Here is a 26112-nt window from a genome sequence, read left to right on the forward strand (position 1 = left end):
TAGTAAATCATAGTACGTATCTTTTATTCTAACAAAACCCTTGACTAGAGGTAAGAAAGCGTCCCTGCCCGCAGCGGAAATTCCATAGGCAGCTCTAAGTCTGCAATTCCTTTGCATTAGAAAAAACCGAACCATTTTACAAAACTTTGATTGAATGTTTTGGAATCGTTTGGAATCCTTTTGTCCCAGTCTCATTTTTTGACTTAGTCTCTTTTAAGTTCTGAGATTAAAATATACTTGAGTTCTTCAATTATAAAACCACCATCTTATCCCCACCACATCGCCATAGCGAAAAATGAAAACATGGAAACCGGAACGGCGACGATACTGATTACGAGAAGACTAAAAACAGCACTTCCTCCACTCACCTTTTCTTTCTTCATTACTAAATATGCTAAAACAAAACTGACTATATACAACAACATGCTCATCACAGTAAACACAGTCAAATAGTACACCGGATTAATGTCTATTGCATGCTCTGTCATGAAATAAGCCAACCCCTGACCATACACACCTAGGATTGTCGCTATTATCATGCTGGAAATTATTGAAATCACGATCTTCATTACAATCCATCCCTATCTGTTTCCATCAAGTTTACTTAACCGGCACATAGCCCACTTTCTCCACCAATTCCTGTCCTTGCGGAGACACCATCCAATCTATGAACCTCTTTGCGTTCGGATTGTCAGTCCCTGCTGTCACAGCATAAAATTCAGATGAAATCGGATACTCGTGATTACGAATTGTTTCCTTTGTCGGTGCTACTCCGTCAATTGCCAGCAGCTTAATCTGATCGTTGCCCACCATTTCCGTTGAGTAATAGCGGAATGTATACCCAATGGCATTTTTGTAATTGCGATACATCGATACTTCTTTGATGATGCCGCCCATTCCTTCAGGTACATTTTCTTTTGGGGCTTCCATGATCGGGATGTCACCCATCAACCGCTCCAATGCAGTTTGGCTTCCGCTGTCTGGGGGTCGCTGAAATGCGCGGATCGGTTCATTTTTCCCACCGACTTCTTGCCAATTGGTGATCTTTCCTGCATAGATATCCTGGATTTGCTGCAACTGTAAACTGTCTATTGGATTTTTTTGATTGAGGAAAAATACAAAGGCTTCTCGCCCAATCGGGGTCAGCTCCAATTCCACTCCCTTTTGCTCTGCCATTTTCAGTTGTGCATCGGACGGTCCTGCCGCCAAGATCACATCTACCTTGCCTTGAATTAAATTTTGGTACGCTTCCGGTGTCGTATTGACCATCACTTCACTATCATACGGACTATATTCCTTTTCAGGGTAGACCGCCTGAGTGAATGCGGCATACAGCGGATACAGCGCAGTCGCCCCATCGATTTTTGGCAACTGATCTTTCAGCTGCAATGTTGCAGGTTCATCTAGATCTGCAAGCTTCGAGTTCTTTGAGAAAGGCTCATAATAATAGATATCAACCTCTGCATCTACTGTTGGAATACTATCTTTGTAAGCCTGATAAATTGGCCAAACCGAAGTACCGAGCAAGACTACTCCGGCAATAGCTCCAAACTTTACTTTCCGCTCCTTCGTATTGAAAAAGTGAAAAATCATCATTACAATCCATATATATAAAATTACAACCGCTCCAATCACTAACGGGATATAATGTACTAAACCCATAAATAACAAATAGAATAGGCCAATCGCTGTGAAAAACAAAATCATAATCAGAAAAAACACAGCAAACACAATGGGTGTGAACATTCCAACTCTCTCCTTTCTACTTTTTATTCAATTCGCTCAAGCGATGTCTCGCTTCCTCTTCATCAAATGAACTATACCACCGAAAATGTTCGTCATCTAAAATACGAAAATGCTGGCTGATCAAGTTTTGCTGCAAACGAAATCGTCCATTCGTTTCAAGCTCTCGCCACCACACTTTACCGCCCATCGACTGATCAATCGGTCGATCTATCCCGTCATGTGCAATCGTTTCAAGCACTTCTAAAGGATCGCCGCCTACTGTCGCTTGCAAGACATCACTTTCACGAAATAGCGCGCATATTGCAATAACGGCAGTCCAGCTCGCAGCGGCCCTGCCCTTTTCGATCTGGATCAATGTCTTTTTGGAGAGACCAAGCACGTTCGCCATCTTCTGTTGAGAGTATTCTCTTTCCAAGCGTACAACCCGTAGCTTAAGAGATATCAAATCTGTCAATTCTTGTTGGTTCATACATTCACCTCATGGTTACATTTTATATCTATTGGTGTAATATTACACCTATAGATAAAGTAATGCAAGAAGTTTTCAAAACTCTCTGTAAATCCATTCACTATCGCTTTTTTCTCAAAATTATGATAGGATTTAGTGAATTTGTCATTATGTACAGGAAACGAGGACTTATATGAAACAGCGTGAACAATGGACTTCTAAGATTGGATTTATTTTAGCAGCTGCAGGCAGTGCTATCGGATTAGGAGCCATCTGGAAATTCCCCTATATGGCAGGAACAAATGGAGGCAGCGTATTTGTCCTATTATTTATCATTTGTACGTTGCTGATTGGTTTGCCTATTTTATTGGCGGAGTTTGTAATTGGGAGAAGGGGACAGGCAGACGCTGTCACATCTCTGAAGAAGTTATCGACCGGACGCAACTGGGCTTGGGTTGGCTGGATGGGTCTCGCTTCATCTTTTATTATTTTGTCCTTTTACAGCGTTGTCGGAGGTTGGATTTTATCCTATTTGGCGAGAGCTTTTACTTTTAACTTGGGAGAGCTAGATTACGGTGAATTATTCGACTCTATTATTGCAAATCCAGTGGAAGTACTCCTTGCACAAGCACTGTTCATGGGACTGACCATTTGGATCGTGCAAAGTGGGATTCGTGGCGGAATTGAACGTGCCAGCCGCTGGATCATGCCTTTATTATTTCTATCTTTCATCGTCTTAGCAATTCGATCATTGACTCTCGAAGGAGCAATGGAAGGTGTTCGTTTTTTATTCGTCCCCGATTGGAGTTATTTTAACGGAACTACTTTTCTTGTCGCTTTGGGACAAGCATTCTTTTCGTTAAGTGTCGGTGTCACTGCGATGATGACGTATGCTTCCTATCTTTCAAAAGAAGAGAAGCTCGGTCAGTCTGCATTTAATGTATCAATATTGAATATCGGAATTTCCATTCTGGCAGGTCTTGTGATTTTTCCAGCGGTATTCGCGCTCGGTCACTCACCTGCGGCAGGGCCTGGGTTGATCTTCGTGATCTTGCCTGCCATTTTCAATGAAATTCCATTTGGCGCCGTATTTTTAATCATATTCTTCCTATTGATGTTGTTCGCGACGATTACTTCTTCAATTGCGATGCTTGAAATTGTCGTTTCAACCGGAATCCGTAATAAACATGACCGGAGAAGGCGTGCTTCATGGGTATTCGGCGGGCTGATCTTCTTGGTCGGTATTCCAAGCGCGTTATCCTTCGGCTTATTGTCGGACGTAAACGTATTTGGCAATACGATATTTGATTTCGCTGACTTGCTGACGAGCCGAATTGCCATGCCGATTGGAGCATTGGCAGTTTCACTTTTTGCCGGTTTTATCCTGACGAAAGAAGATACTGCAGAGGAGCTACGTATGAACTCTGCTCTTCACTCCCTCTGGAAAGTAATCGTTCGTTACTTTGCGCCATTGGCAATCGTAGTGATTTTCTTTTCTTGGATATTCGGAATGTAAAAAGCACGCCGGAGTGAACTTAATCACTCCAGCGTGCTTTTTTAGATATGCTTCATCAGAACAGCTGCCAATTGCATAAGTCCTGTTAGATCCTCTTCAGTAAAACGATTTAATTCAGGGCTGTCGATATCCAGTACCCCAAATACTTCTCCATTTTTAATAAGCGGCACGACAATTTCCGAACGAGAAGCTGCATCACATGCGATATGTCCAGGAAAGGCATTGACGTCAGGGACGACTAGCCCTTCTTTCGACTGTGCCACCGTTCCACAAACCCCTCTGCCTAGCGGAATGCGGATGCAAGCCGGCAATCCTTGAAATGGTCCAAGCACTAATTCCTCGCCATCCATCAAATAGAATCCAACCCAATTGATGCGGTCAAAGAACTGATTAAGTAAAGCTGAGGCATTGCTTAAATTAGCGTAGACATTCGGTTCACCAGACACTAAGGCATCTAGTTGCGCTGAAAGTTGCTTATACTTTTCCTTTGAATTGTTTGAATAATCAATAGTTGTATACATTGCTTTTCCCTGCTTTCTGATTAAGGTCTTTTCTTAATCATACACAGAATAACATCTAGGGAAAAGTATTCAAACTCCACCTACATTGCAAGTCAATCCAATTTAACCCTCAAAACCTCACCCGTTACAGCATCTACCTTTACTTCATACTTATGTCCCTGTTCATTTCGAATGTCAATTTCATAAATTAGAATTCCATCATCATATTCCAACTCTGCTTTCACCACTTGCCCCGGTACTTGTCGCAATGCAATTTCATTCGCCTGTTCCATCGAAATTCTTCGATACTGTGGATGTTGCCAGTGATTTACCCAATTAGGGTTTTGCCCTTCTCGTTGTTGATTCAATACAAGATCCCTCCATTTCTTCACTCGCTATCAATCTATGCGAAGAAATGAAATAATGTGCCTAATCATCCACTGTCGTTTAATGAGGAATTATGCAATATTTCCCCGGAAATAATTAGTTCAAATAGAATCAACAAGGGGTTTCTTCTCTTTATAGCGCATCCAGATAATCAGTGGGATTAGTAGTAACGAGATATACACTCCCAGAAAACTCAGCAGGGCAAAACTAGAGAATGCCACGATTAACCCCGATGCCAAACCTCCTGCGGTTCCAGCCAACGCAACAAATACATCAATACTACCCTGAGTCTTCGCACGCGTCAGCACATCAGTCGAGTCAATGACGATGGCTGTTCCACTAATCAATCCGAAATTCCAGCCTGCACCTAAGAGAATCAATGAAATAGACATCCAGAAAACCGATCCTCCCGCCACATAAGCAGCGAGAATACCCGATAATGCCAAAGTCAGACCTGACGCGATTACCATAGCAGGACGACCAATACGATCTACCAATACACCTGTAAAGATTGATGGCAAATACATACCGGCAATATGTAGCCCTATTACCAAGCCGATACCCGACAATTCAGCCCCATGATGCTGCATATGTACAGGTGTCATGGTCATGATAGCGACCATCACTCCATGGGATAATACAAGAACAATTGCACCTACCCATACTCCCATCCGACTCGTCGTTTGGCGGTGAGTAAGTTGCCCATCCTCAATGCTCTTTCTGTCTTTTTCTGCAGCCAGCTCTATTTCACGCGCCACCAGCAGCGGATCCGGCCGTAAAAAGACCAGGAAGGTGAGACCTGCTAAAATATAGGCAATACCAGCCAATAAAAAGACCCCAGTCAGTGTAGGGATCCCAATAAAATCAGCTACATGGCCCATTGGCAGTACGAGATTAGGTCCAGCGACAGCTCCTACAGTAGTAGAAACTAACGCTAGGCTGACTGCTGTAGCCCGCTGCTTTTCATTGGCTAAATCAGTGCCTGCATAACGAGCTTGCAAGTTCGAAGACGTGCCTGCTCCGTAAATAAGTAGGAACAGAAATAAGATTGTTAAACTGCCCATCATCGCAGCCATTATGACTCCGATCGCACCAATCCCACCAGTTATAAAGCCAGCTCCTAAACCAAGTCTTCGGCCATATCGTTGCGAGAGTCTTCCAACAAGGTATGCAGAAATAGCAGAACCGAATGTAGAAAGCGCAATTGGCATCCCTGCCAAGTTCTCATTGCCAGTCATCTCCTGAATCAATAGTGCGCCAACTGTAATCCCTGCCGCCAATCCAGCTCCACTAAATATTTGAGAAATTATTACGACAATCAAAGAGCGCTTGTACAATTTCTGCTGAGCTTCCTTGGAATGTGTATAGTATGAAAAGTCTTTTTGCTTGCTTGCCATTTTCCCCCTCCACTATCTCTAGGAACGTCACCTAGTCATCTATAGCTGCTCATTTAGGTCCTTGGTTTTTAGACTTCATTCATCTTATCATATCCCCGCCAACGTATAGCGGAAAATTCTATACATTGCAAAAAGAAAAAAGCAGTCCTTATTTTCAAGGATTGCTCTTTAACTTTGAAGGAACTCACCAAGTACGCCCACTACAACTTCAAAAGGCAGTCCCAAACAAATTGTTCCTCAATTTAGCTTCTTACTTCGCCAGTTCTTTATACCTTTCCAAACATTCTTCATACGCTTCCTGCACAGTATCGACCTGAATCACATGTTCACCCGACTTCGCAAAACGTGCAACGGAATGTTCATATTGTGGATCGTAGTAATAAGTCAACAACTGTTCAACTGCTTCAGCAAATCGGCCGTTTTCTAAATCATTTTGGATTTGCATAGCAATCGGCTGATGAATTCGCTTTCGAATCAGCTCGAACGCTTCTAAAAACTTGGAAGGATTTTTATCCGGCTCATACTCGGAAAGGATTTCTTCTACACGTACAGCTGTCGGCAGCTGGATGATCCATTGCGAACTCTGTTCTTTTTTCTCATATAACTCTGGCGGCATATGTACCTGGCCGATCCGTTTACTTTCCCCTTCGATAAATACATATGGCTGATCCGCATACTCCACTAACTTTTCGGCCAATAGCATTTCAAATCGCTTTTGATTATTCGGCTTTACACCAATTTGCCCAAAAATCGAGCCGCGGTGTCCTGCCATCCCTTCCAAATCAATCACCGGGTAGCCATCTTCCCTTAGCTTATGCAGAATCTTCGTCTTACCGCTTCCTGTATAGCCGTTTAACACAAGCAACTGAGGAGTAAATGGCTCCCCGAGACGTTTTATTACCCATTGTCGGTAGGTATGAATCCCACCGATTATACGATTTGCTCGTATACCCATCAATTCAAGTACCGTTACTGCCGTTTTGCTTCGCATGCCGCCACGCCAACAAAAGACAGTGATTGGTGATTCAATTTGCTGAAATGCTTTGATAAATGATGGAAGTTTCCGAGAGAAAATCATTAATCCTCGATCCATTGCCGCTTGCTTGCCAACCTGCTTATACAATGTACCTACTTCGGCACGTTCTTCATCTGTAAAAATAGGAATGTTTAAGCTGCCTGGAATAGTGGCTTCTTCAAACTCTTTTGGCGAGCGGACATCGACTAATATATGTGCTTTTGTTTTCTGTAAATCCAATGCATCTGTCAATGTAATATCCCGTACCATGTCCTTCACCATCTCCTTGAATTACTGCACGATAATTCGGCCCTCTTGCTCACCGGTCACTTCTCCAATCAAATGCGCATCCACGCCCTCTTCGCGTAATTGTTTTAGAAGGCGATCAGCTTCCTCGCCTGCAACTGAAACTAGCAAGCCGCCTGAAGTTACTGCATCACATAAAATCCATCTGTCTACTTGATCCATCGACTCTGGATAGTCGACAACGCCTTCCAAGTGAGCAAAGTTATTTTTCGTTCCGCCCGGCACAGAACCCGCTTCCGCCAATTCTCTTGTGCGGGGTAAGACAGGCACTTTTTCACTATTGATACGCAAGCATACGCCGCTGCCTTTCGCCATTTCGGACGCATGTCCAAGCAATCCAAAACCCGTCACGTCGGTAGATGCATGTACATTGTAGCCATCCATCACTTCAGCAGCTGTTTTATTGAGCGTTGTCATGACGCCAGTGACCTGGGTGATTTCTTCTTCCGTCAATAACTCATTCTTCAATGAAGTTGTCATGATGCCTACGCCAATTGGTTTCGTCAAAATTAAACGGTCCCCGGGTTTAGCCCCTGCATTCGTCCGGATCTTATCAGGATGAACCGTACCTGTCACCTGCATGCCGAACTTAGGTTCTTGATCGTCAATGGAATGTCCGCCAACCAACACGGCGCCCGCTTCCTTCAGTTTATCGCCTGCTCCCCGTAGAATCTCCGTCAATATACTGCGTTCCAATGTATGGATCGGAAATGCCACGATGTTCAATGCTGTGATCGGTTTGCCGCCCATTGCGTAGACGTCACTGATTGCATTTGCTGCCGCCACTTGTCCAAAATCATACGGATCATTGACGATTGGTGTGAAGAAGTCCAATGTTTGAACGATAGCTGTTGTGTCATTCAATTTATAAACTCCCGCATCATCACTTGTGTCAAGCCCTACAAGTAAATTGGGATCCGTTAAACCAGGAGGCAGTGTATGTAATACTTCAGCAAGGTCAGCTGGACCAATTTTACAGCCACAACCCCCTTTGGAAGATAAAGCAGTCAGTTTTACAGTAGAATTTCGCATAGTCGAAATCAACCTTTCATTTGTAGTACCTTAATTTTACCATAAACTTCAATGGTCATACTGAATTAGGACTTGTGATGCTCCTCCTCCGCCAATCATTTGAACAACCTATTCCATTCGTCAGAAAATGTTTACCCAATCAAAATTAAGGGAATAGAAAGGAAGTTTCACAAAATGGGAGGTACACAAACATTGGTAGCTCATGCACAAAAAACATCCACTATAAAATGTATAACAGAATACGATACATTGCGCCGGGTGATCCTATGCCCGCCAAAATTTATGGCGATTGAAGAAGCCATCAACGAAGTACAAAAACAGTATGAAGATGAAAATATCAATAAGCAGCGTGCAATGAAACAGCACGCCCAATTTGAAGAATTACTGAAAGAGCATGATGTAGAAGTCATCACACTACCTGCATCTTCTGAATTTCCTGAGCAAGTTTTCACGCGGGATATTGGATTTACTATTGGAGATGAAGTGTTCATCGCCGACTTGGCAGCGGATATCCGAAAAGGGGAAGAGGCGCCGCTCAAAGAATGGTTGTCAGAGGAAGCTGTCCCCTATCAATCTGCAACGGAGCGGATGGAAGGCGGCGATATTATCGTTGATCGAGGCACCGTCTATGTCGGAATCAGCAGCCGTACGTCAAAAGAAGCCATTAACCAGCTTGAAAAGAAGTTGCCCGATTACAAAATTAAACGCGTACCTTTTGACGGGCGCTATTTGCATCTTGACTGTGTATTCAATATTCTCTCACCTGAGAAGGCGCTTATTTTTCCATCTGCATTCGACCGGGAAACACTCAAGGAGCTCGCCGCTTCATACCAATTGATTGAAGTATCGGCAGACGAGCAGTTTTCACTCGGCACAAATGTACTCTCAATCGGTAAAGGGCACGTCTTTAGCCTGCCACAAAATCATCAGGTCAACATGGCATTACGCGCAAATGGATTCCATGTCATAGAGGTCGATTTCTCCGAGATTATCAAATCCGGCGGCTCTTTCAGATGTTGTTCCATGCCGATCGAACGTGGGTAAAATAAAACCTGTCCATGGCTGTATGAGCTACGGACAGGTTTTATTTGTTGTCAAAGGAATTCTATATAATCGCCGTATTCGTCACCCGTTTCCTGAATATCCAACTCAACCGACTCGGGTATGACTAAGTGAATGGTTATCACGCCTGAAACCATACCTGAACTATAGCCGTGATTTTGTACCCCGGTGAATTGATTCAACATATTCGAGTCGTGATAAAACGTATACTGAATTTTATTTATCGGTTGTTTTGGCACAGACATAGAATGACTGTCCCAAATTGGCAATTCGATTTGCAGTTGATCTGATAAATCATAATATATCCCACCTGATTCATCAAACCCTGTCAGTAATTCAGGCTTATAGACTGTTTCTTCAATTGTATTGCTTTCTTCCGGCGTTCGCTCAATTAGAATATATGCGTGTCTATAGAATTTGGGTAACGAGAACTCTCCTTCCACTTCATGCGTTCTTTGAGCCGCAATCAGGCGTTCCGGGATAGGTGCCCCCTGATCGATCGCGTATCTCAAGTCGAACCCAGCCTCGCTCGAAGTTACTGTCGGCGGTGGCTCCATTTGATGATTCTGTACCATTATTTCTGCCACTATCAACACGATAACCAGCAGCGCAAGATACCCTATGATCAGCTTGTGATGAAACTTCTTTTTTACTCGCACATTACCCATACTTTTCACTACCATCATAATCGTCAGTATACCTATTATCAAAAGGATGGGCATCACGATTGCAAACATCATCATGGATTTCTCACCTCCAACCGATTCGTCACCCAAAAACTTACACCGAATAATAGCGCTATGGCAATCAAAACTTTCAATATGAATAGTAGAATAGAAGTCTCTCCATAAAAGAAATTTAATAAACCGTTGCTGTCACTGCCGAATGAGATTTGCGTAAAGGCAATCCAGATCAAAGCAAACAGCGCAATGAATAGCTTGCTGAACTGAATGAATGTGCCAAGTGTATAGCCGACAAGCATGAGCAGCAACGTATAGGCCGTCATCGCAATAATTTGCGAAAAGAAGTCTAAAGGAGCCGAAAATAAGCCACTCGTTTCAATGATGGCATTGTCATTGAAAATCGCAACAATTTTCATAACCGATCCTAGCAAAACTGTCGTCACACCGCCAAATAGCGCTGCCATACAGAAGAAATAGAAGTTGGCCAGCTGAAAGGTCAAACGATTCGTCACAAAGGCAAAGGATTCATTTCGCTGGGCAGCGGAAGTTAGCAAAAAGCCTACGATAAATGCCCAAAACAACGTCAACCCTACCTGACCATCATTAGATACATTCGCATAGTTAAACGATAGTAGTGTGTCCCCGTCCTCGTACGAAGAGGTAGAAGTAGATGCACCGCTTAAGAACACTGTAGAAATGATCTGCAACACGATCAACATCGTGAAAATCGGTCCATTGGCGTTAAATTTGAATAAAAACTGGCGCTTCGCCAGCTCATGCACGCTCCATTGCGTTGAAAACATCATCCACCCCTCCTCTCGTCTGACCTGTCATCGCTAAATATGCATTACTCGCCGACACTGCTGAAATACGGATGCCTGCTTGCTTCAATTCTTTTAGTTCCGCTTCTGTGTGTTCACTATCAACAATCCATTCAGAAATTGGACCAGCTGAAGAACGGTGAATGACTGCATATTTATTGGCATACTTCTCCAATACCTCTAGTTTCCCTTGCAGTAATAAGAACTTTTCTTGCAACTCAGTGATGGGACCATGAAACCCGATACCTTTCCCATCGATCAGTAAAATATCTTCCAAAATGTCTTCCATCTCTTCCACATGGTGGCTTGATAATAAAATTGTCCTCGGATGTGCAATATAATCTTTCAACAATGCCCGATAGAAATCTCGGCACGCAGCCGAATCCATTCCTGTAATTGGCTCATCGAACATCGTCAACGGACAACGTGCTGCAATCCCGACAACTGCATTAAATGTACTGCGCTTCCCTTTAGATAGCACCCGATGATTCAAAATTAGCGGTAAGGAAAAGTACTCCAATAATCGTTTAGCTAGTTCTCCATCCCAATTCGCATAAAAACGTTCGCACTCTACTAAAATATCACCCAACGTCAAAGAGTCTGGAAATCCCATCAGATCATCAATAAAAATCATATTTGCAGAGACGGAGAGACTGTTAAAAGGACGCTCACCAAACACCCTCAACTCGCCACTAGACTCTTTCATAAAGCCTGCAATCATCTTCAGCAGCGTCGTCTTCCCCGCACCGTTTCGTCCTACCACGCCAGTAATGACGCTTTCCCGAATGTCCAGATTGACTTTATCCAATATGGTGAGGGATCGATATTTTTTCGTCACGTCTCGTAGTGTAACAGTTTGCATCATAGTCTCTCCTTTCGCTCTGCCCGAATTAATTGGAAAAGCTGCTCTTCTTCTATGCCTAATAATTTTGCTTCGTCGAGCAGCTCATGTACTAGACGGCGTAATGTCCGATCTTTTCTTTTCGCCAACAACTTCTTTCGTGCATCTGCCGACACAAATGTACCAAGGCCGCGCTTTTTATAAATGAGTTCCGCATCCAGCAAAATCGTCAGCCCCTTCCCGGCAGTCGCGGGATTAATATTAAAAAGCTCCGCCAACTGGTATTGTGAATATACTTTGGCATCTGTTTTCAGTGTTTCGTCAATAATCTCTCTCTCCAGCCATTCTGCTATCTGTACATAAATTGGTTTTTCCCCATCCATCTCCAGCAAGAGCTTCACCACCTTCTGGTTACCCAGTACATTACTGTTGTCATGTACTATACATTTTATATTTAAGAAAAGCAAATAAACACAAAAAAGATGCAGGATAACTACCAGGCATCTTTTCAATCCATCCTATTTATTTAACGGCATCAATTCGTGTGAATAAATCGCCCGCTTTTGACACATCCTACTTATTTACAATGTATGTTAGGAGCGAATCAAATGAATACCGTAAAAGACTTGCCCATCCAACAGAACCGGTTACTGAATGCCGGCTTTCTATTAGTTTGTTTATGTTTATTAGATGCTGTATTCACCGACTATGGCATTCGTTCCGGTCATATCCAAGAAGCAAATGTACTCGTTGCGTTGCTGTATGAGCAAAGCATTCCAATGTTCTACATTGTCAAACTAGGGCTGCCTTTACTACTTTTATATATAATCACGATCAGTAAGTCAGGCATAGTATTGCGTATTTCTTTGACGACCGCCTTGTTCCTGTATATAGCCGTTATGTGTATCCATATTTTTTGGCTGGTCGTAGTCGCAATTTAAAATTCTATAAAAAAGGGCTATCTTTTGTGATACCCTTTTTCCTTTATACAGCATTACGAGTCATTTACATGCCCGAAATGGCTAAAACAAGCAGCAGGACTAATAAACTGTTTAACGTAACGGTCGCTGTAGCTAATGCGAAGATTTTGTTATTCCTTACTTCAAAAAATGTGGCTATAATTCCCATCCCACATACGATGCTCCCATAGGGGAAAAACAATCGATCAACTATATCAGGAACCACCGTAAATAACATGATGATAAAGAGCAGCACATTGAGTAAAAGCAGGCTAAGACTGAGAACTGAAAATATGTATGGTCTTGGTCCTGCACCATGATTCTTATGTAGGTGTACTGCAAGTAAGAGCACAGCTACCATAAGCATACTCATGAATAAAAATAATAGTCCTGTAAACCCCAAACCCTCTCACCTTCCTTTCATTGGTATATATTTCAGCATACTGATTGGATGAATTATCTAATCAGTATAGGGTGGATACTGGCTAGCATCCACCCTATTTGTCGTAAGTATCCAGAAAAACCTTCAAAAGCCTTATGTTTTTGAAGGTTTTTTATCTTAATCGGTTCTCGATTCTCTTAATATGTCCACATCCAACTCTCTGACTGAATTAGATCTTGCAAGTCCTAGAGTGATATCTAGGGTCGGCAACTATATTTTGAAGTACTTCTTTCGCGCCTTGCTGTCCCGCAACAGCGAGTCCATACATATGCGGCCTCCCGACCAAAACTGCCTTCGCCCCGAGTGCTATCGCTTTGATCACATCTGATCCTCGACGAATTCCACTATCCATCAGTACAGGGATTCGGTCTTGAACAACTTCACAAATTGCAGGCAACGCTTCCAATGCTCCGATTGCTCCATCTACTTGTCTGTCGCCATGGTTGGAAACTATGATGCCATCTACTCCAAACTCCATTGCTTGCTGTGCATCCGCAGGGTGAAGAATGCCTTTCAAAATAATTGGCAAACTCGTATGTTCCTTTTTAAGAAATTAATATCCTTCCATGTTAAGCTCGTGTTTCCAAAAATCTTTGTCCAATGTAGGATGACGGCTTGCGGAACTTCAATTGGAAATTTTTCCAGTTTTGCACAAAATACTGGATCTGAGAAATAGTTTCCCACTCCTTCCCCCGCCAAAAACGGCAAATATATATTTTTCAAATCATACTCTCGACATGCCATCATCGGCGTATCGAGTGTCACGACGATCGCCGAATAGCCTGAGGCTTCTGCACGCTTAAAAAAACTGGCCGCTATGTCTGGATCTCTGCTCCAATATAATTGAAACCATTTAGGGGCATCACCCATCACTTCAGCAATCTTCTCCATAGAGACAGAAGTTGCTGAACTTGCGATATATGGGATACCTAACTCTGCACATGCTTTTGCGGAGGCAATTTCACCGTCTGGATGAATAATTGATTGGACACCAATTGGGGCATGAAATACAGGATAAGGATATGTCTTACCAAATAGTTCAATAGATAAATCACGATCATCCACATTGTTCAACATTCGAGGCAAGAGTTGCCAATGTGTAAATGCTTTCAAATTGGATTGCATTGTCTGTTCTCCGCCAGCGCCACCAGCAATATAATAAAAAGGACCATCTTGCAACTTTTCTCTTGCGAGTTTCTCCCATTCCTCATATGTGACTGGCAATCTGTTTGGATCAGGATTTTGCATTGTCATGTAAATCTGATATTGAATTTGATTTCCAATATTACGCATGCTCACTCCTCTTATTTATTCAGAATATTCCAACAATATTTTACTAGTATAGCAGATATTCATTTTAAAAAGAAACCCTTTCATTCTAATACAGTTGCCAGCAGACGCCCTGCCGTTTCCTCCAAAGTAGAGTATACATATTAGTAAATGCAATAGGAGGTGAATGAATTGGAGAAGAAGAATAATCGCGACCAACTCTATGGGCTGTCAAATCAGTTAATGGAACTTTTTGTTTCAGACTTATTTACCAAGAATAAAGTTAGTACAGAGGAAACAAAGCAACGCCTTACAGAGGTCCAAAAAGAAAAACTTAAGCAAACTGTAGAGCAATTAAAGACACAGGTAGAGGAATTTTTAGAAGAAAAAAATTCACAAAAAATAATTACCGAAACAGAAAATGCAACGGACTTGAAATCAAATCCACTCAGAGAAGCTCTTTTGAAAAAAACAACAAAGAAAGAGAGTGAAAATGAAAATAATGAGGATGGTCAGGGACAATAAAAATAGACGTTTCGTTCAGCTCAAGAGATTTCCAACGCATGTAATAGAGAGAGAGAGGAGGGATGAACCCATGAGCCACCACTACGAACACGAAGAAGAAAGATGGTCTGCATTAGACACGTCTTCAAAACACCCTTGCGCCCCTTGTTCCAATGACTCAAACAATACAGGAGCCGACGCAGATGTAATTTCTGACATTGACCAGTTTTCCAACGAGGTCATCGTCATTCGAGATTCTTGCGATGTCATGGTTAGTACGACGGACACACAGGTCGCAGTATCCTTACAAGCTGCACTACAAGTAGCCATTGCATTTGTTGTAAATATCTCAATTGCAGACGGTACACGTGCAGAGAAAGTGACAGCAGAATTATTGGAGAGAGCTCAGATTCGACAGACGAACCGCCAAAAACTCATCATTGAAAATAGCCGTAATATTGAAGTCACAACAGTAGACACTGACGTAGCGATTTCTTTGCAGCTATTGCTACAAATTCTCTTAGCGTTAATCGTACAACTGGATATTCTATAAGACTGGTGGGCTATCTAACCGATAGCCCATTTTTTATTATTGAAATTTAATATCATAATTAAATATCTGAATAATATAAATGCCCTACTATTTGTATGGTAGGATATAAGTTATACATAAGAGAAAAGAGTGATATCATGATTGAACCGAGTACACGGAAACTGATTACTTTATCCATCGGCCTCCCGAAAAAATTACAGACTTCTAAAGGACAAGATTACATCAGTGCAATTTGCAAACAGCCTTCTAGAGAGGCATTTCTTTCTATAGATGGTTTTCGGGGGGATGGCATTGCAGATACCAAACATCACGGAGGACCGGATCGTGCAGTTTGTATCTATCCTGCTGAGCATTATCCGCATTGGGAAAATGAATACAACTGTACTCTACCCTCTTCTACTTTTGGGGAAAATTTGACTATCTCAGGCATGCTCGAAAATGAAGTGTATATTGGAGATACTTTTCGGGTAGGAGAAGCCGTGCTACAAGTAACACAAGGCCGGGTTCCTTGCAGTACGATCAATAAACGAACCGGCTTGCCTACTCTCATGAAGAAGATCGTGGACACTGGATTCACAGGTTATTTATGTCGGGTGCTGGGGGAAGGAATGGTGCGCGATGACTCATCCATTACTTTATTGGAACGCGACCCGAATGGTGTCTCTATACTCTATGCGAATGAAATTTATTTTCATCGACCGAATGATCTGGATGGAATGAAACGGATAGTAGCAGTGGATGCCTTGGCGGATGTTTGGAAAGAAAAGCTTGTGAAACGGATAGAGAAACTTCAAACTACGTAAATTGAAAGGGTGACGGCAAAATGGCTCTTCACTATAAAGAGGCTGGTGATTCAAATGGTGAACTTCTACTGTTTATCCACGGAGGCGGCGTGGACGGTTGGATGTGGGATCAACAAATTCCGAAATTCAGTAACTACCATATTCTCGTTCCCACGCTTCAAGGACATGGTGAAAGAAGCGATAAAACCTCTTTCTCCATACATCAAAATGCTGTAGAACTGTTGGAACTGCTTGAAGAAAAGCAAGGCAGCAAACGTATACACATTGTCGGATTTTCCATTGGTGCGCAAATTGGACTGGAAATGATTCGTCTTGCACCGAACTTTATTCACTCCGCAATGATCAATAGCGCGTTGCTTACGCCAATGAAATTTGCCGTCCCTTTCGTCAAGCCAATGATTAAGCTCACTTATCCACTCATCCAAAACCGTCAATTTGCCAGGCAACAAGCGAAACAACTCTATTTGGATCGGGAGTTTTTTGAACGCTATTACACTACAAGCTTGCAGATGAGTTCTGACACGTTGATTGAAATGATACAAGAAAACCTGTCGTTTTCGCTTTCCGAAGATTTGGAAAGCAGCACAACACGCATTTTGGCAACAGCTGGAACTAAGGAGTCGCGAAGTGTGATAAAATCCGTTTCACGGCTCGCTCAGTTCAACAACTGCCAGTCGCTTCTCATTTCAGATGTCGGACATGGGTTTCCAATTGCACAACCTGAAGCCTTCAATCGTCTTTTGACGCATTGGCTTACTACCCGCTCGCTGAGCCGCGTCAGATCAGTTGCTTCACCAACTCACGGTTCCGCTCCTTAAATAACTCATTATGAGAAGAAACCATACCGTGTTCAGTCGCTTCTGGATCTATATATATCTTTGCACAGTTCACTGCATTTGCAGCATCTTGGAATGCTCCGGCAATTAAATGCAACTTCCCATCGTGACTCAGCACATCGCCTGCTGCAAAGACTCCGTCTACAGACGTGGCACTCATGCAAGTTCCAGCGACTTGCTTATGTTCCGTCAATTGAATCCCGAGTTGCTGGTCACCAATCAATGAGGTATCTCGCTCATATCCATGATTGATGATTACTTCATCTACAGGTACTGTAATAATGGTTTGGTCTTCATTGTGCTGCAGCTCCACTGACTCAATCGAGCTATGATCATCAGATGCAATAAAACGCGAGATATTTGTATTGAAATAGCAAGTCACTCCTCCCTCTAACAATTGCCGCACTTGCGCTTCATGCCCATTCAAATTGTCCTTTCGATAGGTCAAGAATACGTTCTTCGCAATCGGTTGCAATTCGTTCGCCCAGTCAATAGCCGCATTGCCGCCGCCTGAGATGAGAACGTCTTTTCCTTTGAAACGCCCCAGAGACTTTACTGTGTAATTCAAGTTCGTCACTTCATACCGTTCTGCACCTTCAACCTCAATCTTTTGAGGATTTAAAATCCCTGTTCCCGTAGCTAAGATCACTGTTTTACTATAATGAATTGTCCCAGAAGCAGCTCGTAAAACAAAATGACCTTCCACTGACTTTTCAATTTGCACAATCTTTTCATTCAGCACAACTTCAGGATTAAATGTCAGGCCTTGAGTTACCAATTTCTCAATTACATGGGCTCCCGGCGCTGGTGTGATTCCCCCTATATCCCAAATCATTTTTTCTGGATAGACATGAATTTTTCCGCCGAGCTGTGGCTGATACTCAATAATTTTTGTCTTCATTTCACGTAGACCACTATAGAAAGCCGCATATAACCCAGCAGGTCCCCCACCAATGATTGTTACATCCAATATATCTTTTCTTTCCACGATATCTACTCCCTTAAAAAAATTATTGACAAAGACAGCGTTTCAACTTATAGTTTTTATTGTACTGAAAATGAGAATCATTATCAACCAATTTCATGTAAGAAAGGTGAGAATATTATAAATGGTTCGTTTATATACAGAGGATTTGCAAATTTCTTACGACGATCGTCTGATCGTTAAAGGAATATCCGTGCAAATACCAGATCAAAAAGTGACGGCCATTATCGGTGCCAACGGATGTGGAAAATCTACCTTTCTGAAAGCTGTTACCCGATTGATCCCCCATCAAGCAGGAAAAGTTGTGTTGGATGGTGGAAATATCGCCAAACAAAATACGAAAAAGTTAGCACAGAAAATGGCGATTCTCCCTCAAACACAGGAAGCCGCCAGCGGTTTAACGGTCGGTGAATTGGTTTCATATGGAAGATTCCCTTATCAAAATGCGATGGGCCGACTCACAACGCATGATACAGAAGTGATTGATTGGGCTTTAAAAGTGACCAATACAAGTGAATACAAATATCGTCAAGTGGATGCCTTATCAGGTGGTCAGCGTCAACGTGTTTGGATAGCAATGGCTCTTGCCCAGGAGACAGACATCATTTTCCTCGACGAACCGACAACCTATTTGGATATGGCGCATCAGCTTGAAGTGCTAGAACTGCTTCAGAAGTTAAACATTGAACAGCAGCGCACAATTGTGATGGTGCTTCACGACTTGAATCAAGCCGCACGCTTTGCTGATTTCATTGTCGCAATGAAAGATGGAGAGATTATTCGTGCCGGGATATGCGAGGAAGTCATCCAGCCAGATATATTGCGCCAAGTGTTTCGAATTGATGCCGAAATCGGCATAGATCCAAGGACTGGAAAACCGCTGTGCATTACATACGATCTACATAAAGGAGATAATAGAAAATGAAGAAATTTATATTACCCGCCATTTTGCTTCTCGCACTTGCGTTAGGGGCTTGTGGAAACAAACAGGATGAATCATCGAATAAAAACACAGTGAAAGAAGACGAAGGAAAAAGCGATACGATCACATATGAATCTGAAGATGGTCCAGTGGAAGTTCCGGCAGATCCACAAAAAGTCGTGGTGCTGGCCAGCTTTGCGGGTAATGTTATGGCACTTGACGTGAATTTGATCGGCGTCGATTCATGGTCAAAGTCGAATCCCCGTTTTGATTCCGCGTTACGTGACGTAGAAGAAGTATCCGAAGAAAACATCGAGAAAATCATTGAGCTTGAACCCGATTTAATTATTGGATTTTCTACCACTAAAAATATTGATAAATTGAAAGAAATTGCTCCTACTGTGACCTATACATACGGCAAAGTAGATTATCTGACACAACATATTGAAATTGGAAAACTTCTCAACAAAGAGGAAGAAGCGACAAAGTGGGTGGAAGACTTTAAACAGCGTGCACAAGATACAGGTAAAAAGATTAAAGAAAAAATCGGTGAAGATTCTACCGTTTCTGTTATCGAAAACTTTGACAAACAATTATATGTTTATGGCGACAGTTGGGGGCGCGGTACAGAAATCCTTTATCAAGAAATGAAACTTGCTATGCCCGAGAAAGTAAAAGAAATGGCAATGGAACCAGGCTATTACGCACTTTCCACTGAAGTGTTGCCTGAATTTGCAGGAGACTACATGATCTTAAGTTCCTTTGATGCAGCGGATAATTCCTTCATGGAAACAGATACCTATAAAAATATCCCGGCAGTGAAGAACAATCAAGTGTTTGAAGCCAATGGAGAGGAATTTTATTTCAACGATCCGCTGACATTGGAATATCAACTAGAATTCTTTACAAAGCATTTTTTGGGCACTAACTAATAATCGAACAGAGAGCCCCTCTACCACAGAAGCGGGCTCCTTTTTTAATGAACGGAAAGGCAGGAACGGTCCAAATGAAAGAACAGAAAAGAAAAACTACTCCTTTTAGAATCAAGTTGCTGGCGAGTATACTGCTTTTATTGATTGTATTTCTGCTGGCTATGAAGCTTGGAGCAGCCCACACTTCCTGGAGGGATGTCTGGCTGTCATTCACAGGCAGCAAACAACAAAGCGCTCTGATCCTAAAGGAAATCCGTATGCCTCGCGAAATCGGTGCACTGGCTGTCGGCGCCGCGTTAGCGGTCTCAGGGGCCATCATGCAAGGCATGACAAGAAATCCGCTGGCAGATCCTGGACTACTCGGACTGACTGCCGGGGCCAATGCCGCTCTGGCTATTACTCTTGCATTGGTGCCTGCCGTTAATTATTTTGGAATTATGATTGCTTGCTTCATAGGATCTGCTGTCGGCGCTCTTCTCGTTTTCGGTATCGCCTCTGCCAAACGTGGAGGATTCGCGCCTATTCGATTGGTTCTGGCCGGAGCTGCAGTGTCCACCTTCTTATTTGCAATTGCAGAAGGGGTTGGTCTGTATTTTAAGATTTCCAAAGATGTTTCCATGTGGACTGCAGGCGGATTGATCGGCACTGCATGGGGACAGCTGCAGGTGATCGTGCCTGTCATTCTCGCTGGGATTTTCATCGCAATTTTGCTGTCCCGCCAGCTGACTTTATTGAGCTTAAATGAAGAGGTTGCAATTGGACTTGGACAAAATACCTTCAAAGTGAAAGTCATTCTATTCCTAATCATTATTCTATTGGCCGGAGCCGCAGTGGCATTAGTCGGCAATCTGGCGTTTGTAGGACTCATGATTCCGCATATTGTACGTGCAATCGTCGGAACGGATTATCGATTCATCATCCCTGTATCCGTAGTAATAGGCGGAAGCTTTATGTTGCTCGCTGATATACTCGGCAGAACCTTGCAGGCACCTTTTGAAACACCTGTAGCCGCTTTGATTGCTATAATTGGTCTACCTTTCTTTTTAGTGATTGTCCGTAAAGGAGGCCGTGCATTCTCATGATTCTTCCCGCTACAAGAAAAAAGCAGCGTCTCTTAGCCGGCTGCTTAACTGTTTTAATATTGCTGCTGACCACAGTTGCGATGGGACTTGGCTATGCATCTATCGAATGGAATCGAATAATCCCTACTTTACTTGGTCAAGGAACATTCAAAGAAGAATTCGTACTGTTTTCGATCCGTCTTCCGCGAATCATCATCACCCTTCTAGCCGGTGCCGCACTCGCCCTGTCCGGTGCTATTTTACAAGGAATTACACGAAATGATTTAGCCGATCCTGGAATTATCGGAATTAATTCAGGCGCTGGCGTGGCGATTGCAATATTCTTCCTATTTTTCCCGATCGAAGCAGGATCATTCTCATTTTTCTTACCGCTGGCAGGATTTGCAGGTGCTATTGTGACGTCCGTTCTCATTTATCTATTTGCATACAGCCGTAAATCCGGACTGCAGCCTATGCGGCTTGTACTTGTCGGAATTGGGTTTTCCATGGCACTTTCTGGAATCATGGTTGTGATCACCTCCTCTGCTAAACGGGAAAAGGTTGATTTCATTTCCAGGTGGATTGCAGGTAATATTTGGGGCACTGATTGGCCGTATATTTGGGCTCTTCTGCCTTGGCTGCTGATATTGATACCTTTCGCTCTCTATAAAGCATATCGATTGGATTTATTAGGTCTGAATGAATCTATATCTACAGGGGTTGGTGTTTCAGTTGAACGAGAACGGTTGATTTTGTTACTTACAGCAGTTGCATTAGCTGCTTCTGCTGTATCTGTTACAGGCGGAATTGCATTTATTGGTTTAATGGCGCCACATATTGCAAAGTCCTTAGTTGGCCCGCGCCATCGATTGAATTTACCTATTGCCATTCTGATCGGTAGCTTTCTATTGTTGCTAGCGGATACGTTGGGACGGAATATTTTAGAACCAGATGGAATTCCCGCAGGCATCATCGTCTCATTGATAGGAGCCCCGTACTTTTGTTACTTGCTATTGAAAAAATGAATTAAAAAACGCCAGAACGACACATCCTTTAAAGGATATATCGTTCTGGCTTTTAAATCCTCATCTGTCTCATTCTTATCTAACTAAATAACTCTTGTTTAAAATTGAGTAAGTAAATAGTAAGTAAAAAACCCAACCAAGTAAACGGCTGGATTTTTTAACGTTTCACGTGGAACATTGTAGGATTTTGTCAATTAAAAAAATTTTGTCGTCCATGTTTCGCCATTCCACACGGTTGAAACAACATCTTCATAAAAATCGGGTTCATGTGAGATGAGTAAGATACTGCCCTTATATTCTTTCAATGCACGCTTCAACTCTTCTTTTGCATCAGCATCCAAGTGATTGGTCGGCTCATCCAGTACCAATAAATTTGTCTCCTGATTTACCAGCTTACATAGTCGTACTTTCGCACGTTCCCCTCCACTTAACACTTTCACTTTGCTCTCGATATGCTTCGTCGTCAATCCGACACGTGCTAAAGCAGCACGTACTTCATATTGTGCAAAGTGCGGAAACTCACTCCAAATTTCTTCCAGACATGTATTATCTGTCTCAGCTTTCATTTCCTGTTCAAAATAACCAATGGATAAATGTTCTCCCTGCTCTACTTTTCCTTGCAAAGCCGGAATTTCACCGAGAATACTTTTCAAAAGTGTTGTTTTCCCAATACCGTTCGCTCCTGCCAATGCAATTTTTTGTCCTCGTTCCATCGTCAGGTCGAGTGGTTTTGAAAGGGGCTCGTCATAACCAATTACGAGTCCAGTCGTTTCGAATAAATACTTACCTGGCGTCCGTGCCGTTTTGAAATCAAAATGCGGCTTCGGCTTTTCAGAGTCCAGTTCAATTACATCCATTTTATCCAGCTTCTTCTGACGGGACATCGCCATTCGGCTTGTCGCAGCATTTGCTTTATTACGTGCAACGAAATCTTTCAAATTGGCGATTTCTTTCTGTTGCTTCTTATACGCAGCTTCCACTTGCTGTTGTTTCATCTCATGCACGCGCAAAAACTCGTTATAATCGCCTGGGTAGCGATTAATTTTCTGATTTTCCATATGATAAATTAAATTGATGACATTGTTCAAAAATGGAATATCGTGCGAAATCAAAATAAATGCACCAGGGTATTCCTGTAAGTAGGTACGTAGCCACTCAATATGTTCTACGTCCAAGTAGTTCGTTGGCTCATCCAACAGCAAAATATCCGGCTTCTCAAGCAAAAGCTTCGCTAGCAATACTTTGGTCCGTTGTCCACCACTTAAGTCGTGTACGTCCCGATCCAGACCGAATTCATTCAAACCAAGACCGTTCGCCACTTCTTCCACTTTCGCATCGATCATATAAAATCCACTTTGCTCCAATGTGTCCTGAATCTGTCCCGTCTCTTCCAAAAGGCTTTCCAATTCATCCGGCTCTACTTCACCCATCTTAGCAAACAGTTCATTCATTTCAGTTTCCATATCGTATAAATACTGAAATGCCGTACGCAATACATCGCGAATCGACATTCCTTGTTTCAAAACGGCATGTTGATCCAAATATCCAATCCGTACACGTTTCGACCAATTCACTGTCCCTGCATCTGGCTCCAGCTTGTGCGTGATGATATTCATGAACGTAGATTTCCCTTCTCCGTTCGCACCTATCAATCCGATATGTTCCCCTGCCAACAAACGAAACGACACGTCATCGAAAATCGCCCGATCTCCAAATCCATGACTAATATTTTTCACTGTTAATAAACTCATGATGTACACCTATTCCTTTTTATTCATTGATATTCTAAAAAACAATTACTGTACAACAAGAACACTTGGACAGTAATGCGTTAATCATAGCTGTTTCTATTATTTTACCATCCCCGACTTCCAATTGCTTTAAAAACAAAAAACCAGCCTCATTATAGGCTGGCTCGATTATTCTTCTTCCACTTCCACAATAAGCTCAATTTCGACAGGAATATCAAACGGAAGCGTATTGACGCCGATCGCTGAGCGAGCATGCTCTCCTTTGTCGCCAAACACTTCGACAATAACATCTGATGCTCCGTTGATCACTTCCGGCTGCCGAATAAAATCATCAGTCGAATTAACAAAGCCTAAGATCTTCACAAAGCTTTTGATTTTATCCAATGAACCAAGCTCGGCCCGCAGATTGCTCATTAACTGAAGAGCCGTTTCTCGGGCTGCCTGATAGCCTTGCTCCATTGAAACATCATCGCCCAGTTTTCCTGTAATCATTGCTTTTCCTTCACGCATATAACCGGCACCTGATGTGTAAAGTGCACTTCCCAGACGGGCAGTCATCTGATAGTTCGCCATAGGCCGTGAAGCTGGTGGTAATTCAATTCCTAGTTCTTTGAGTTTTCCTTCGATGTTCATCTCTTGTCCTCCGATCCTAAAATATTGAATTGATCGTATCATGTAGCCTAGGAACCGTCAAAATCAATTCAAAAAGGAACATGTGACCATCCACATGTTCCTTCCATTATTTCATTTTGTACAATTCCTGATTCAAGGATTTGAATAAGGAGTAAATCATCAGCACGACGATGAACGAGAACGGCAAGGCCGCTATAATGATTGTATTTTGCAAAGCAGCGAGACCACCTACTGAAAGTAAGATCAATGCAATTGCAGATTGAATGATTCCCCAAATGACCTTCACAGAATTCGGCGGCGTCAATGAGCCATACGTTGACTGCATTCCGAGCACATATGTAGCAGAATCTGCTGATGTGATGAAGAAAGATGTCACAAGAAGAATGGCGAATAACGAGATCAAGAACGACAATGGTAGCTCGTTAAACATTTCAAACACAACTATCTCAATATCTAAAGATGCCAAGTCCACTGCGCCTGAATTCTGTATATCTACAGCTGTCGAACCGAACGCAGCAAACCAGATAAAACCGAAGAATGATGGAACGAGTAGCACACCCGCCATAAACTCACGGATTGTGCGTCCTTTTGAGACACGCGCAATGAACATACTGACGAATGGAGACCAAGAAATCCACCAAGCCCAGTAGAAAATTGTCCAACCGTCAAGCCACCCTCGATTTTCTCCATTCAACGGAGCTGTTCCCATACTCATTTCGATGAGATGAGTAAAATAGCCCCCAACTGAATCTGTGAACATATTCAAGATCAACAATGTCGGTCCTAAGATTAAAATAAACCCTAAAAGCGCGACAGCTAATATCAAATTCGTGTTGGATAGATATCGTATTCCTTTATTTAACCCTGACCACGCGGAGCCGATAAACAAAAACGTCACGACAGTTACAATGATAAATTGAGACTGTATACCGATCGAGAATCCGAATAAATAATTCAAACCTGCATTAATTTGAACTGCGCCAAAGCCGAGGGAGGTTGCTACGCCAAAAGCTGTTGCAAAAACAGCAAGAACATCAATTACTGTCCCCCAAGGACCTTTCATCTTCGCTCCAAAAATCGGCTTCAGTGTTGCTGAAATTAAACCAGGTTCACCTTTTCGAAACTGAGAATATGCTAAAGCCAATGCTACCATTCCATACAATGCCCAGATGTGAAGACCATAATGTAAAAATGTTTTTCGCATCGATTCTTTAAATGCGGCAGCTGTGAAAGGATCTTCAGTAGCCGGAACAGCGTAGTGGGATATAGGTTCTGCAGCACCGTAGAAAACCAAACCAATTCCCATGCCTGCAGAGAAAAGCATTGCAATCCATGTAATTGTAGAGAATTGCGGTCGATCCGAATCTTTTCCTAAACGAATCTTTCCATAAGGGCTGAATATCATAAAAATACTGAGTAACAAGAGTGCAGTCATGAGCAACATGTAATACCAACCAAACGATGATGCTACAAATGCTTTGCCGGAGTTTGTGATCTGCTCAAAATGTTCTGGATCAATTACACCATAGCCAACAGCCAAGATGATCAATCCTATTGTAATGTAAAAGACATTTGAAATTTTCTTCATGGTTCCCCCAATTAACATAGTTTGCATAGCAGTTGTACACTATACTCTCAATTAATTAAGAAATCAAATGAATATGTGGAAGTTTTTTATTTTAT

Annotated in this window: 28 protein-coding genes and 1 pseudogene; 11 read left to right on the forward strand and 18 right to left on the reverse strand. The window is 42.5% G+C overall.

Annotation, left to right across the window (positions count from 1 at the left end):
* Window positions 1-266 precede the first annotated feature (266 nt).
* The 3 genes from B5D59_RS16495 to B5D59_RS16505 are packed head-to-tail and all read right to left on the reverse strand — an operon-like array spanning window position 267 to window position 2215.
* Window positions 267-569 (reverse strand): hypothetical protein, encoded by a 303-nt coding sequence (locus tag B5D59_RS16495; protein ID WP_078818710.1) that lies wholly within the window; start codon window positions 567-569, stop codon window positions 267-269.
* A gap of 31 nt (window positions 570-600) precedes the next feature.
* Window positions 601-1746, reverse strand: a complete 1146-nt coding sequence (locus B5D59_RS16500; protein ID WP_009499223.1) for a substrate-binding domain-containing protein — start codon at window positions 1744-1746, stop codon at window positions 601-603.
* A 16-nt stretch (window positions 1747-1762) separates the two neighbouring features.
* Window positions 1763-2215, reverse strand: coding sequence for a helix-turn-helix transcriptional regulator (locus tag B5D59_RS16505; RefSeq protein WP_078818711.1), 453 nt, complete (start codon window positions 2213-2215; stop codon window positions 1763-1765).
* 172 nt (window positions 2216-2387) lie between these two features.
* Here B5D59_RS16505 and B5D59_RS16510 point away from each other — a divergent pair, with 172 nt between their 5' ends.
* The gene (locus tag B5D59_RS16510) at window positions 2388-3710 is read left to right on the forward strand and encodes a sodium-dependent transporter (protein ID WP_009499225.1); all 1323 of its coding nucleotides are present in this window, start codon (window positions 2388-2390) and stop codon (window positions 3708-3710) included.
* 41 nt (window positions 3711-3751) lie between these two features.
* Here the strand turns inward: B5D59_RS16510 and B5D59_RS16515 are convergent, their stop codons facing one another.
* From B5D59_RS16515 to selD, 5 genes are all read right to left on the reverse strand, one after another.
* Entirely contained in the window at window positions 3752-4231 is a 480-nt protein-coding gene (locus B5D59_RS16515) for a GAF domain-containing protein (protein WP_078818712.1), read from the reverse strand.
* 92 nt (window positions 4232-4323) lie between these two features.
* On the reverse strand, window positions 4324-4578 hold the full coding sequence (locus tag B5D59_RS16520) for a PepSY domain-containing protein (protein WP_040759981.1): 255 nt from the start codon (window positions 4576-4578) through the stop codon (window positions 4324-4326).
* Between the two features lie 120 nt (window positions 4579-4698).
* Entirely contained in the window at window positions 4699-5994 is a 1296-nt protein-coding gene (locus tag B5D59_RS16525; protein WP_009499228.1) for an MFS transporter, read from the reverse strand.
* Between the two features lie 250 nt (window positions 5995-6244).
* On the reverse strand, window positions 6245-7279 hold the full coding sequence (mnmH, locus tag B5D59_RS16530) for a tRNA 2-selenouridine(34) synthase MnmH (RefSeq protein ID WP_078818713.1): 1035 nt from the start codon (window positions 7277-7279) through the stop codon (window positions 6245-6247).
* Window positions 7280-7300: 21 nt separating this feature from the next.
* Entirely contained in the window at window positions 7301-8347 is a 1047-nt protein-coding gene (selD, locus tag B5D59_RS16535) for a selenide, water dikinase SelD (RefSeq protein WP_078818714.1), read from the reverse strand.
* A gap of 174 nt (window positions 8348-8521) precedes the next feature.
* On the opposite strand from selD, the gene B5D59_RS16540 reads away from it, so the two are divergent.
* Window positions 8522-9391 carry a dimethylarginine dimethylaminohydrolase family protein gene (locus tag B5D59_RS16540; RefSeq protein WP_078818715.1) on the forward strand — a complete coding sequence of 290 codons (870 nt, stop codon included), beginning with the start codon at window positions 8522-8524 and terminating at the stop codon, window positions 9389-9391.
* 50 nt (window positions 9392-9441) lie between these two features.
* Here the strand turns inward: B5D59_RS16540 and B5D59_RS16545 are convergent, their stop codons facing one another.
* Genes B5D59_RS16545 through B5D59_RS16560 form a run of 4 tightly spaced genes read right to left on the reverse strand, consistent with a single transcriptional unit; the run spans window position 9442 to window position 12137 of the window.
* Window positions 9442-10152, reverse strand: coding sequence for a hypothetical protein (locus B5D59_RS16545; protein ID WP_078818716.1), 711 nt, complete (start codon window positions 10150-10152; stop codon window positions 9442-9444).
* Window positions 10149-10895 (reverse strand): hypothetical protein, encoded by a 747-nt coding sequence (locus tag B5D59_RS16550; RefSeq protein ID WP_040759984.1) that lies wholly within the window; start codon window positions 10893-10895, stop codon window positions 10149-10151. The genes B5D59_RS16545 and B5D59_RS16550 overlap by 4 nt, the downstream gene beginning before the upstream one ends.
* On the reverse strand, window positions 10867-11775 hold the full coding sequence (locus B5D59_RS16555; protein ID WP_342746534.1) for an ATP-binding cassette domain-containing protein: 909 nt from the start codon (window positions 11773-11775) through the stop codon (window positions 10867-10869). Before B5D59_RS16555 ends, B5D59_RS16550 begins: the two co-directional genes overlap by 29 nt.
* Window positions 11775-12137 (reverse strand): GntR family transcriptional regulator, encoded by a 363-nt coding sequence (locus tag B5D59_RS16560; RefSeq protein ID WP_040760228.1) that lies wholly within the window; start codon window positions 12135-12137, stop codon window positions 11775-11777. The genes B5D59_RS16555 and B5D59_RS16560 overlap by 1 nt, the downstream gene beginning before the upstream one ends.
* Before the next feature lie 225 nt (window positions 12138-12362).
* On the opposite strand from B5D59_RS16560, the gene B5D59_RS16565 reads away from it, so the two are divergent.
* Window positions 12363-12695, forward strand: coding sequence for a DUF5658 family protein (locus tag B5D59_RS16565; protein ID WP_040759986.1), 333 nt, complete (start codon window positions 12363-12365; stop codon window positions 12693-12695).
* A gap of 64 nt (window positions 12696-12759) precedes the next feature.
* Here the strand turns inward: B5D59_RS16565 and B5D59_RS16570 are convergent, their stop codons facing one another.
* Window positions 12760-13116 (reverse strand): hypothetical protein, encoded by a 357-nt coding sequence (locus B5D59_RS16570; protein ID WP_040759987.1) that lies wholly within the window; start codon window positions 13114-13116, stop codon window positions 12760-12762.
* 156 nt (window positions 13117-13272) lie between these two features.
* A pseudogene (locus B5D59_RS16575) lies at window positions 13273-14448 on the reverse strand (lactate 2-monooxygenase).
* 168 nt (window positions 14449-14616) lie between these two features.
* Between B5D59_RS16575 and B5D59_RS16580 the strand changes: the two are divergent.
* The 4 genes from B5D59_RS16580 to B5D59_RS16595 all read left to right on the forward strand — a co-directional run bounded on the left by B5D59_RS16580 (window position 14617) and on the right by B5D59_RS16595 (window position 17102).
* A complete protein-coding gene (locus B5D59_RS16580) occupies window positions 14617-14949 on the forward strand; it encodes a hypothetical protein (RefSeq protein WP_040759988.1) in 333 nt (110 codons plus the stop codon).
* Between the two features lie 70 nt (window positions 14950-15019).
* Window positions 15020-15481 (forward strand): spore coat protein, encoded by a 462-nt coding sequence (locus tag B5D59_RS16585; protein ID WP_040759989.1) that lies wholly within the window; start codon window positions 15020-15022, stop codon window positions 15479-15481.
* A 137-nt stretch (window positions 15482-15618) separates the two neighbouring features.
* Window positions 15619-16284: an MOSC domain-containing protein gene (locus B5D59_RS16590; protein WP_040759990.1), complete on the forward strand. Its 666-nt coding sequence runs from the start codon at window positions 15619-15621 to the stop codon at window positions 16282-16284.
* 20 nt (window positions 16285-16304) lie between these two features.
* Entirely contained in the window at window positions 16305-17102 is a 798-nt protein-coding gene (locus B5D59_RS16595; protein WP_009499245.1) for an alpha/beta fold hydrolase, read from the forward strand.
* On the opposite strand, the gene B5D59_RS16600 is transcribed toward B5D59_RS16595, so the two are convergent.
* Entirely contained in the window at window positions 17062-18108 is a 1047-nt protein-coding gene (locus tag B5D59_RS16600; protein ID WP_009499246.1) for an NAD(P)/FAD-dependent oxidoreductase, read from the reverse strand. The two genes, B5D59_RS16595 and B5D59_RS16600, sit on opposite strands and share 41 nt — an antisense overlap.
* 121 nt (window positions 18109-18229) lie before the next feature.
* On the opposite strand from B5D59_RS16600, the gene B5D59_RS16605 reads away from it, so the two are divergent.
* The 4 genes from B5D59_RS16605 to B5D59_RS16620 all read left to right on the forward strand — a co-directional run bounded on the left by B5D59_RS16605 (window position 18230) and on the right by B5D59_RS16620 (window position 22045).
* Window positions 18230-19030: an ABC transporter ATP-binding protein gene (locus tag B5D59_RS16605; protein WP_009499247.1), complete on the forward strand. Its 801-nt coding sequence runs from the start codon at window positions 18230-18232 to the stop codon at window positions 19028-19030.
* Window positions 19027-19959 (forward strand): iron-hydroxamate ABC transporter substrate-binding protein, encoded by a 933-nt coding sequence (locus B5D59_RS16610; RefSeq protein ID WP_078818718.1) that lies wholly within the window; start codon window positions 19027-19029, stop codon window positions 19957-19959. The genes B5D59_RS16605 and B5D59_RS16610 overlap by 4 nt, the downstream gene beginning before the upstream one ends.
* A 74-nt stretch (window positions 19960-20033) precedes the next feature.
* On the forward strand, window positions 20034-21041 hold the full coding sequence (locus B5D59_RS16615; RefSeq protein ID WP_078818768.1) for a FecCD family ABC transporter permease: 1008 nt from the start codon (window positions 20034-20036) through the stop codon (window positions 21039-21041).
* Window positions 21038-22045, forward strand: a complete 1008-nt coding sequence (locus B5D59_RS16620) for a FecCD family ABC transporter permease (protein ID WP_078818719.1) — start codon at window positions 21038-21040, stop codon at window positions 22043-22045. The genes B5D59_RS16615 and B5D59_RS16620 overlap by 4 nt, the downstream gene beginning before the upstream one ends.
* Before the next feature lie 194 nt (window positions 22046-22239).
* On the opposite strand, the gene B5D59_RS16625 is transcribed toward B5D59_RS16620, so the two are convergent.
* The 3 genes from B5D59_RS16625 to B5D59_RS16635 all read right to left on the reverse strand — a co-directional run bounded on the left by B5D59_RS16625 (window position 22240) and on the right by B5D59_RS16635 (window position 26017).
* Window positions 22240-23796 carry an ABC-F family ATP-binding cassette domain-containing protein gene (locus B5D59_RS16625; RefSeq protein ID WP_078818720.1) on the reverse strand — a complete coding sequence of 519 codons (1557 nt, stop codon included), beginning with the start codon at window positions 23794-23796 and terminating at the stop codon, window positions 22240-22242.
* Window positions 23797-23964: 168 nt separating this feature from the next.
* Entirely contained in the window at window positions 23965-24429 is a 465-nt protein-coding gene (locus B5D59_RS16630) for a RidA family protein (RefSeq protein ID WP_040759991.1), read from the reverse strand.
* Window positions 24430-24535: 106 nt separating this feature from the next.
* Entirely contained in the window at window positions 24536-26017 is a 1482-nt protein-coding gene (locus B5D59_RS16635; RefSeq protein ID WP_040759993.1) for a BCCT family transporter, read from the reverse strand.
* Between the last annotated feature and the right edge of the window lie 95 nt (window positions 26018-26112).

This window comes from Sporosarcina newyorkensis (genome assembly GCF_900167515.1).
GTDB classification, from domain to species: Bacteria; Bacillota; Bacilli; order Bacillales_A; family Planococcaceae; genus Sporosarcina; species Sporosarcina newyorkensis.

Coding starts and splice junctions, on each gene's coding strand:
- B5D59_RS16495 (WP_078818710.1), bottom strand. CDS start 569: ATGAAGATCGTGATTTCAATAATTTCCAGCATGATAATAGCGACAATC.
- B5D59_RS16500 (WP_009499223.1), bottom strand. CDS start 1,746: ATGTTCACACCCATTGTGTTTGCTGTGTTTTTTCTGATTATGATTTTG.
- B5D59_RS16505 (WP_078818711.1), bottom strand. CDS start 2,215: ATGAACCAACAAGAATTGACAGATTTGATATCTCTTAAGCTACGGGTT.
- B5D59_RS16510 (WP_009499225.1), top strand. CDS start 2,388: ATGAAACAGCGTGAACAATGGACTTCTAAGATTGGATTTATTTTAGCA.
- B5D59_RS16515 (WP_078818712.1), bottom strand. CDS start 4,231: ATGTATACAACTATTGATTATTCAAACAATTCAAAGGAAAAGTATAAG.
- B5D59_RS16525 (WP_009499228.1), bottom strand. CDS start 5,994: ATGGCAAGCAAGCAAAAAGACTTTTCATACTATACACATTCCAAGGAA.
- mnmH (WP_078818713.1), bottom strand. CDS start 7,279: ATGGTACGGGATATTACATTGACAGATGCATTGGATTTACAGAAAACA.
- selD (WP_078818714.1), bottom strand. CDS start 8,347: ATGCGAAATTCTACTGTAAAACTGACTGCTTTATCTTCCAAAGGGGGT.
- B5D59_RS16540 (WP_078818715.1), top strand. CDS start 8,522: ATGGGAGGTACACAAACATTGGTAGCTCATGCACAAAAAACATCCACT.
- B5D59_RS16545 (WP_078818716.1), bottom strand. CDS start 10,152: ATGATGATGTTTGCAATCGTGATGCCCATCCTTTTGATAATAGGTATA.
- B5D59_RS16550 (WP_040759984.1), bottom strand. CDS start 10,895: ATGTTTTCAACGCAATGGAGCGTGCATGAGCTGGCGAAGCGCCAGTTT.
- B5D59_RS16555 (WP_342746534.1), bottom strand. CDS start 11,775: ATGCAAACTGTTACACTACGAGACGTGACGAAAAAATATCGATCCCTC.
- B5D59_RS16560 (WP_040760228.1), bottom strand. CDS start 12,137: ATGGATGGGGAAAAACCAATTTATGTACAGATAGCAGAATGGCTGGAG.
- B5D59_RS16565 (WP_040759986.1), top strand. CDS start 12,363: ATGAATACCGTAAAAGACTTGCCCATCCAACAGAACCGGTTACTGAAT.
- B5D59_RS16585 (WP_040759989.1), top strand. CDS start 15,020: ATGAGCCACCACTACGAACACGAAGAAGAAAGATGGTCTGCATTAGAC.
- B5D59_RS16590 (WP_040759990.1), top strand. CDS start 15,619: ATGATTGAACCGAGTACACGGAAACTGATTACTTTATCCATCGGCCTC.
- B5D59_RS16595 (WP_009499245.1), top strand. CDS start 16,305: ATGGCTCTTCACTATAAAGAGGCTGGTGATTCAAATGGTGAACTTCTA.
- B5D59_RS16605 (WP_009499247.1), top strand. CDS start 18,230: ATGGTTCGTTTATATACAGAGGATTTGCAAATTTCTTACGACGATCGT.
- B5D59_RS16610 (WP_078818718.1), top strand. CDS start 19,027: ATGAAGAAATTTATATTACCCGCCATTTTGCTTCTCGCACTTGCGTTA.
- B5D59_RS16615 (WP_078818768.1), top strand. CDS start 20,034: ATGAAAGAACAGAAAAGAAAAACTACTCCTTTTAGAATCAAGTTGCTG.
- B5D59_RS16620 (WP_078818719.1), top strand. CDS start 21,038: ATGATTCTTCCCGCTACAAGAAAAAAGCAGCGTCTCTTAGCCGGCTGC.
- B5D59_RS16625 (WP_078818720.1), bottom strand. CDS start 23,796: ATGAGTTTATTAACAGTGAAAAATATTAGTCATGGATTTGGAGATCGG.
- B5D59_RS16630 (WP_040759991.1), bottom strand. CDS start 24,429: ATGAACATCGAAGGAAAACTCAAAGAACTAGGAATTGAATTACCACCA.
- B5D59_RS16635 (WP_040759993.1), bottom strand. CDS start 26,017: ATGAAGAAAATTTCAAATGTCTTTTACATTACAATAGGATTGATCATC.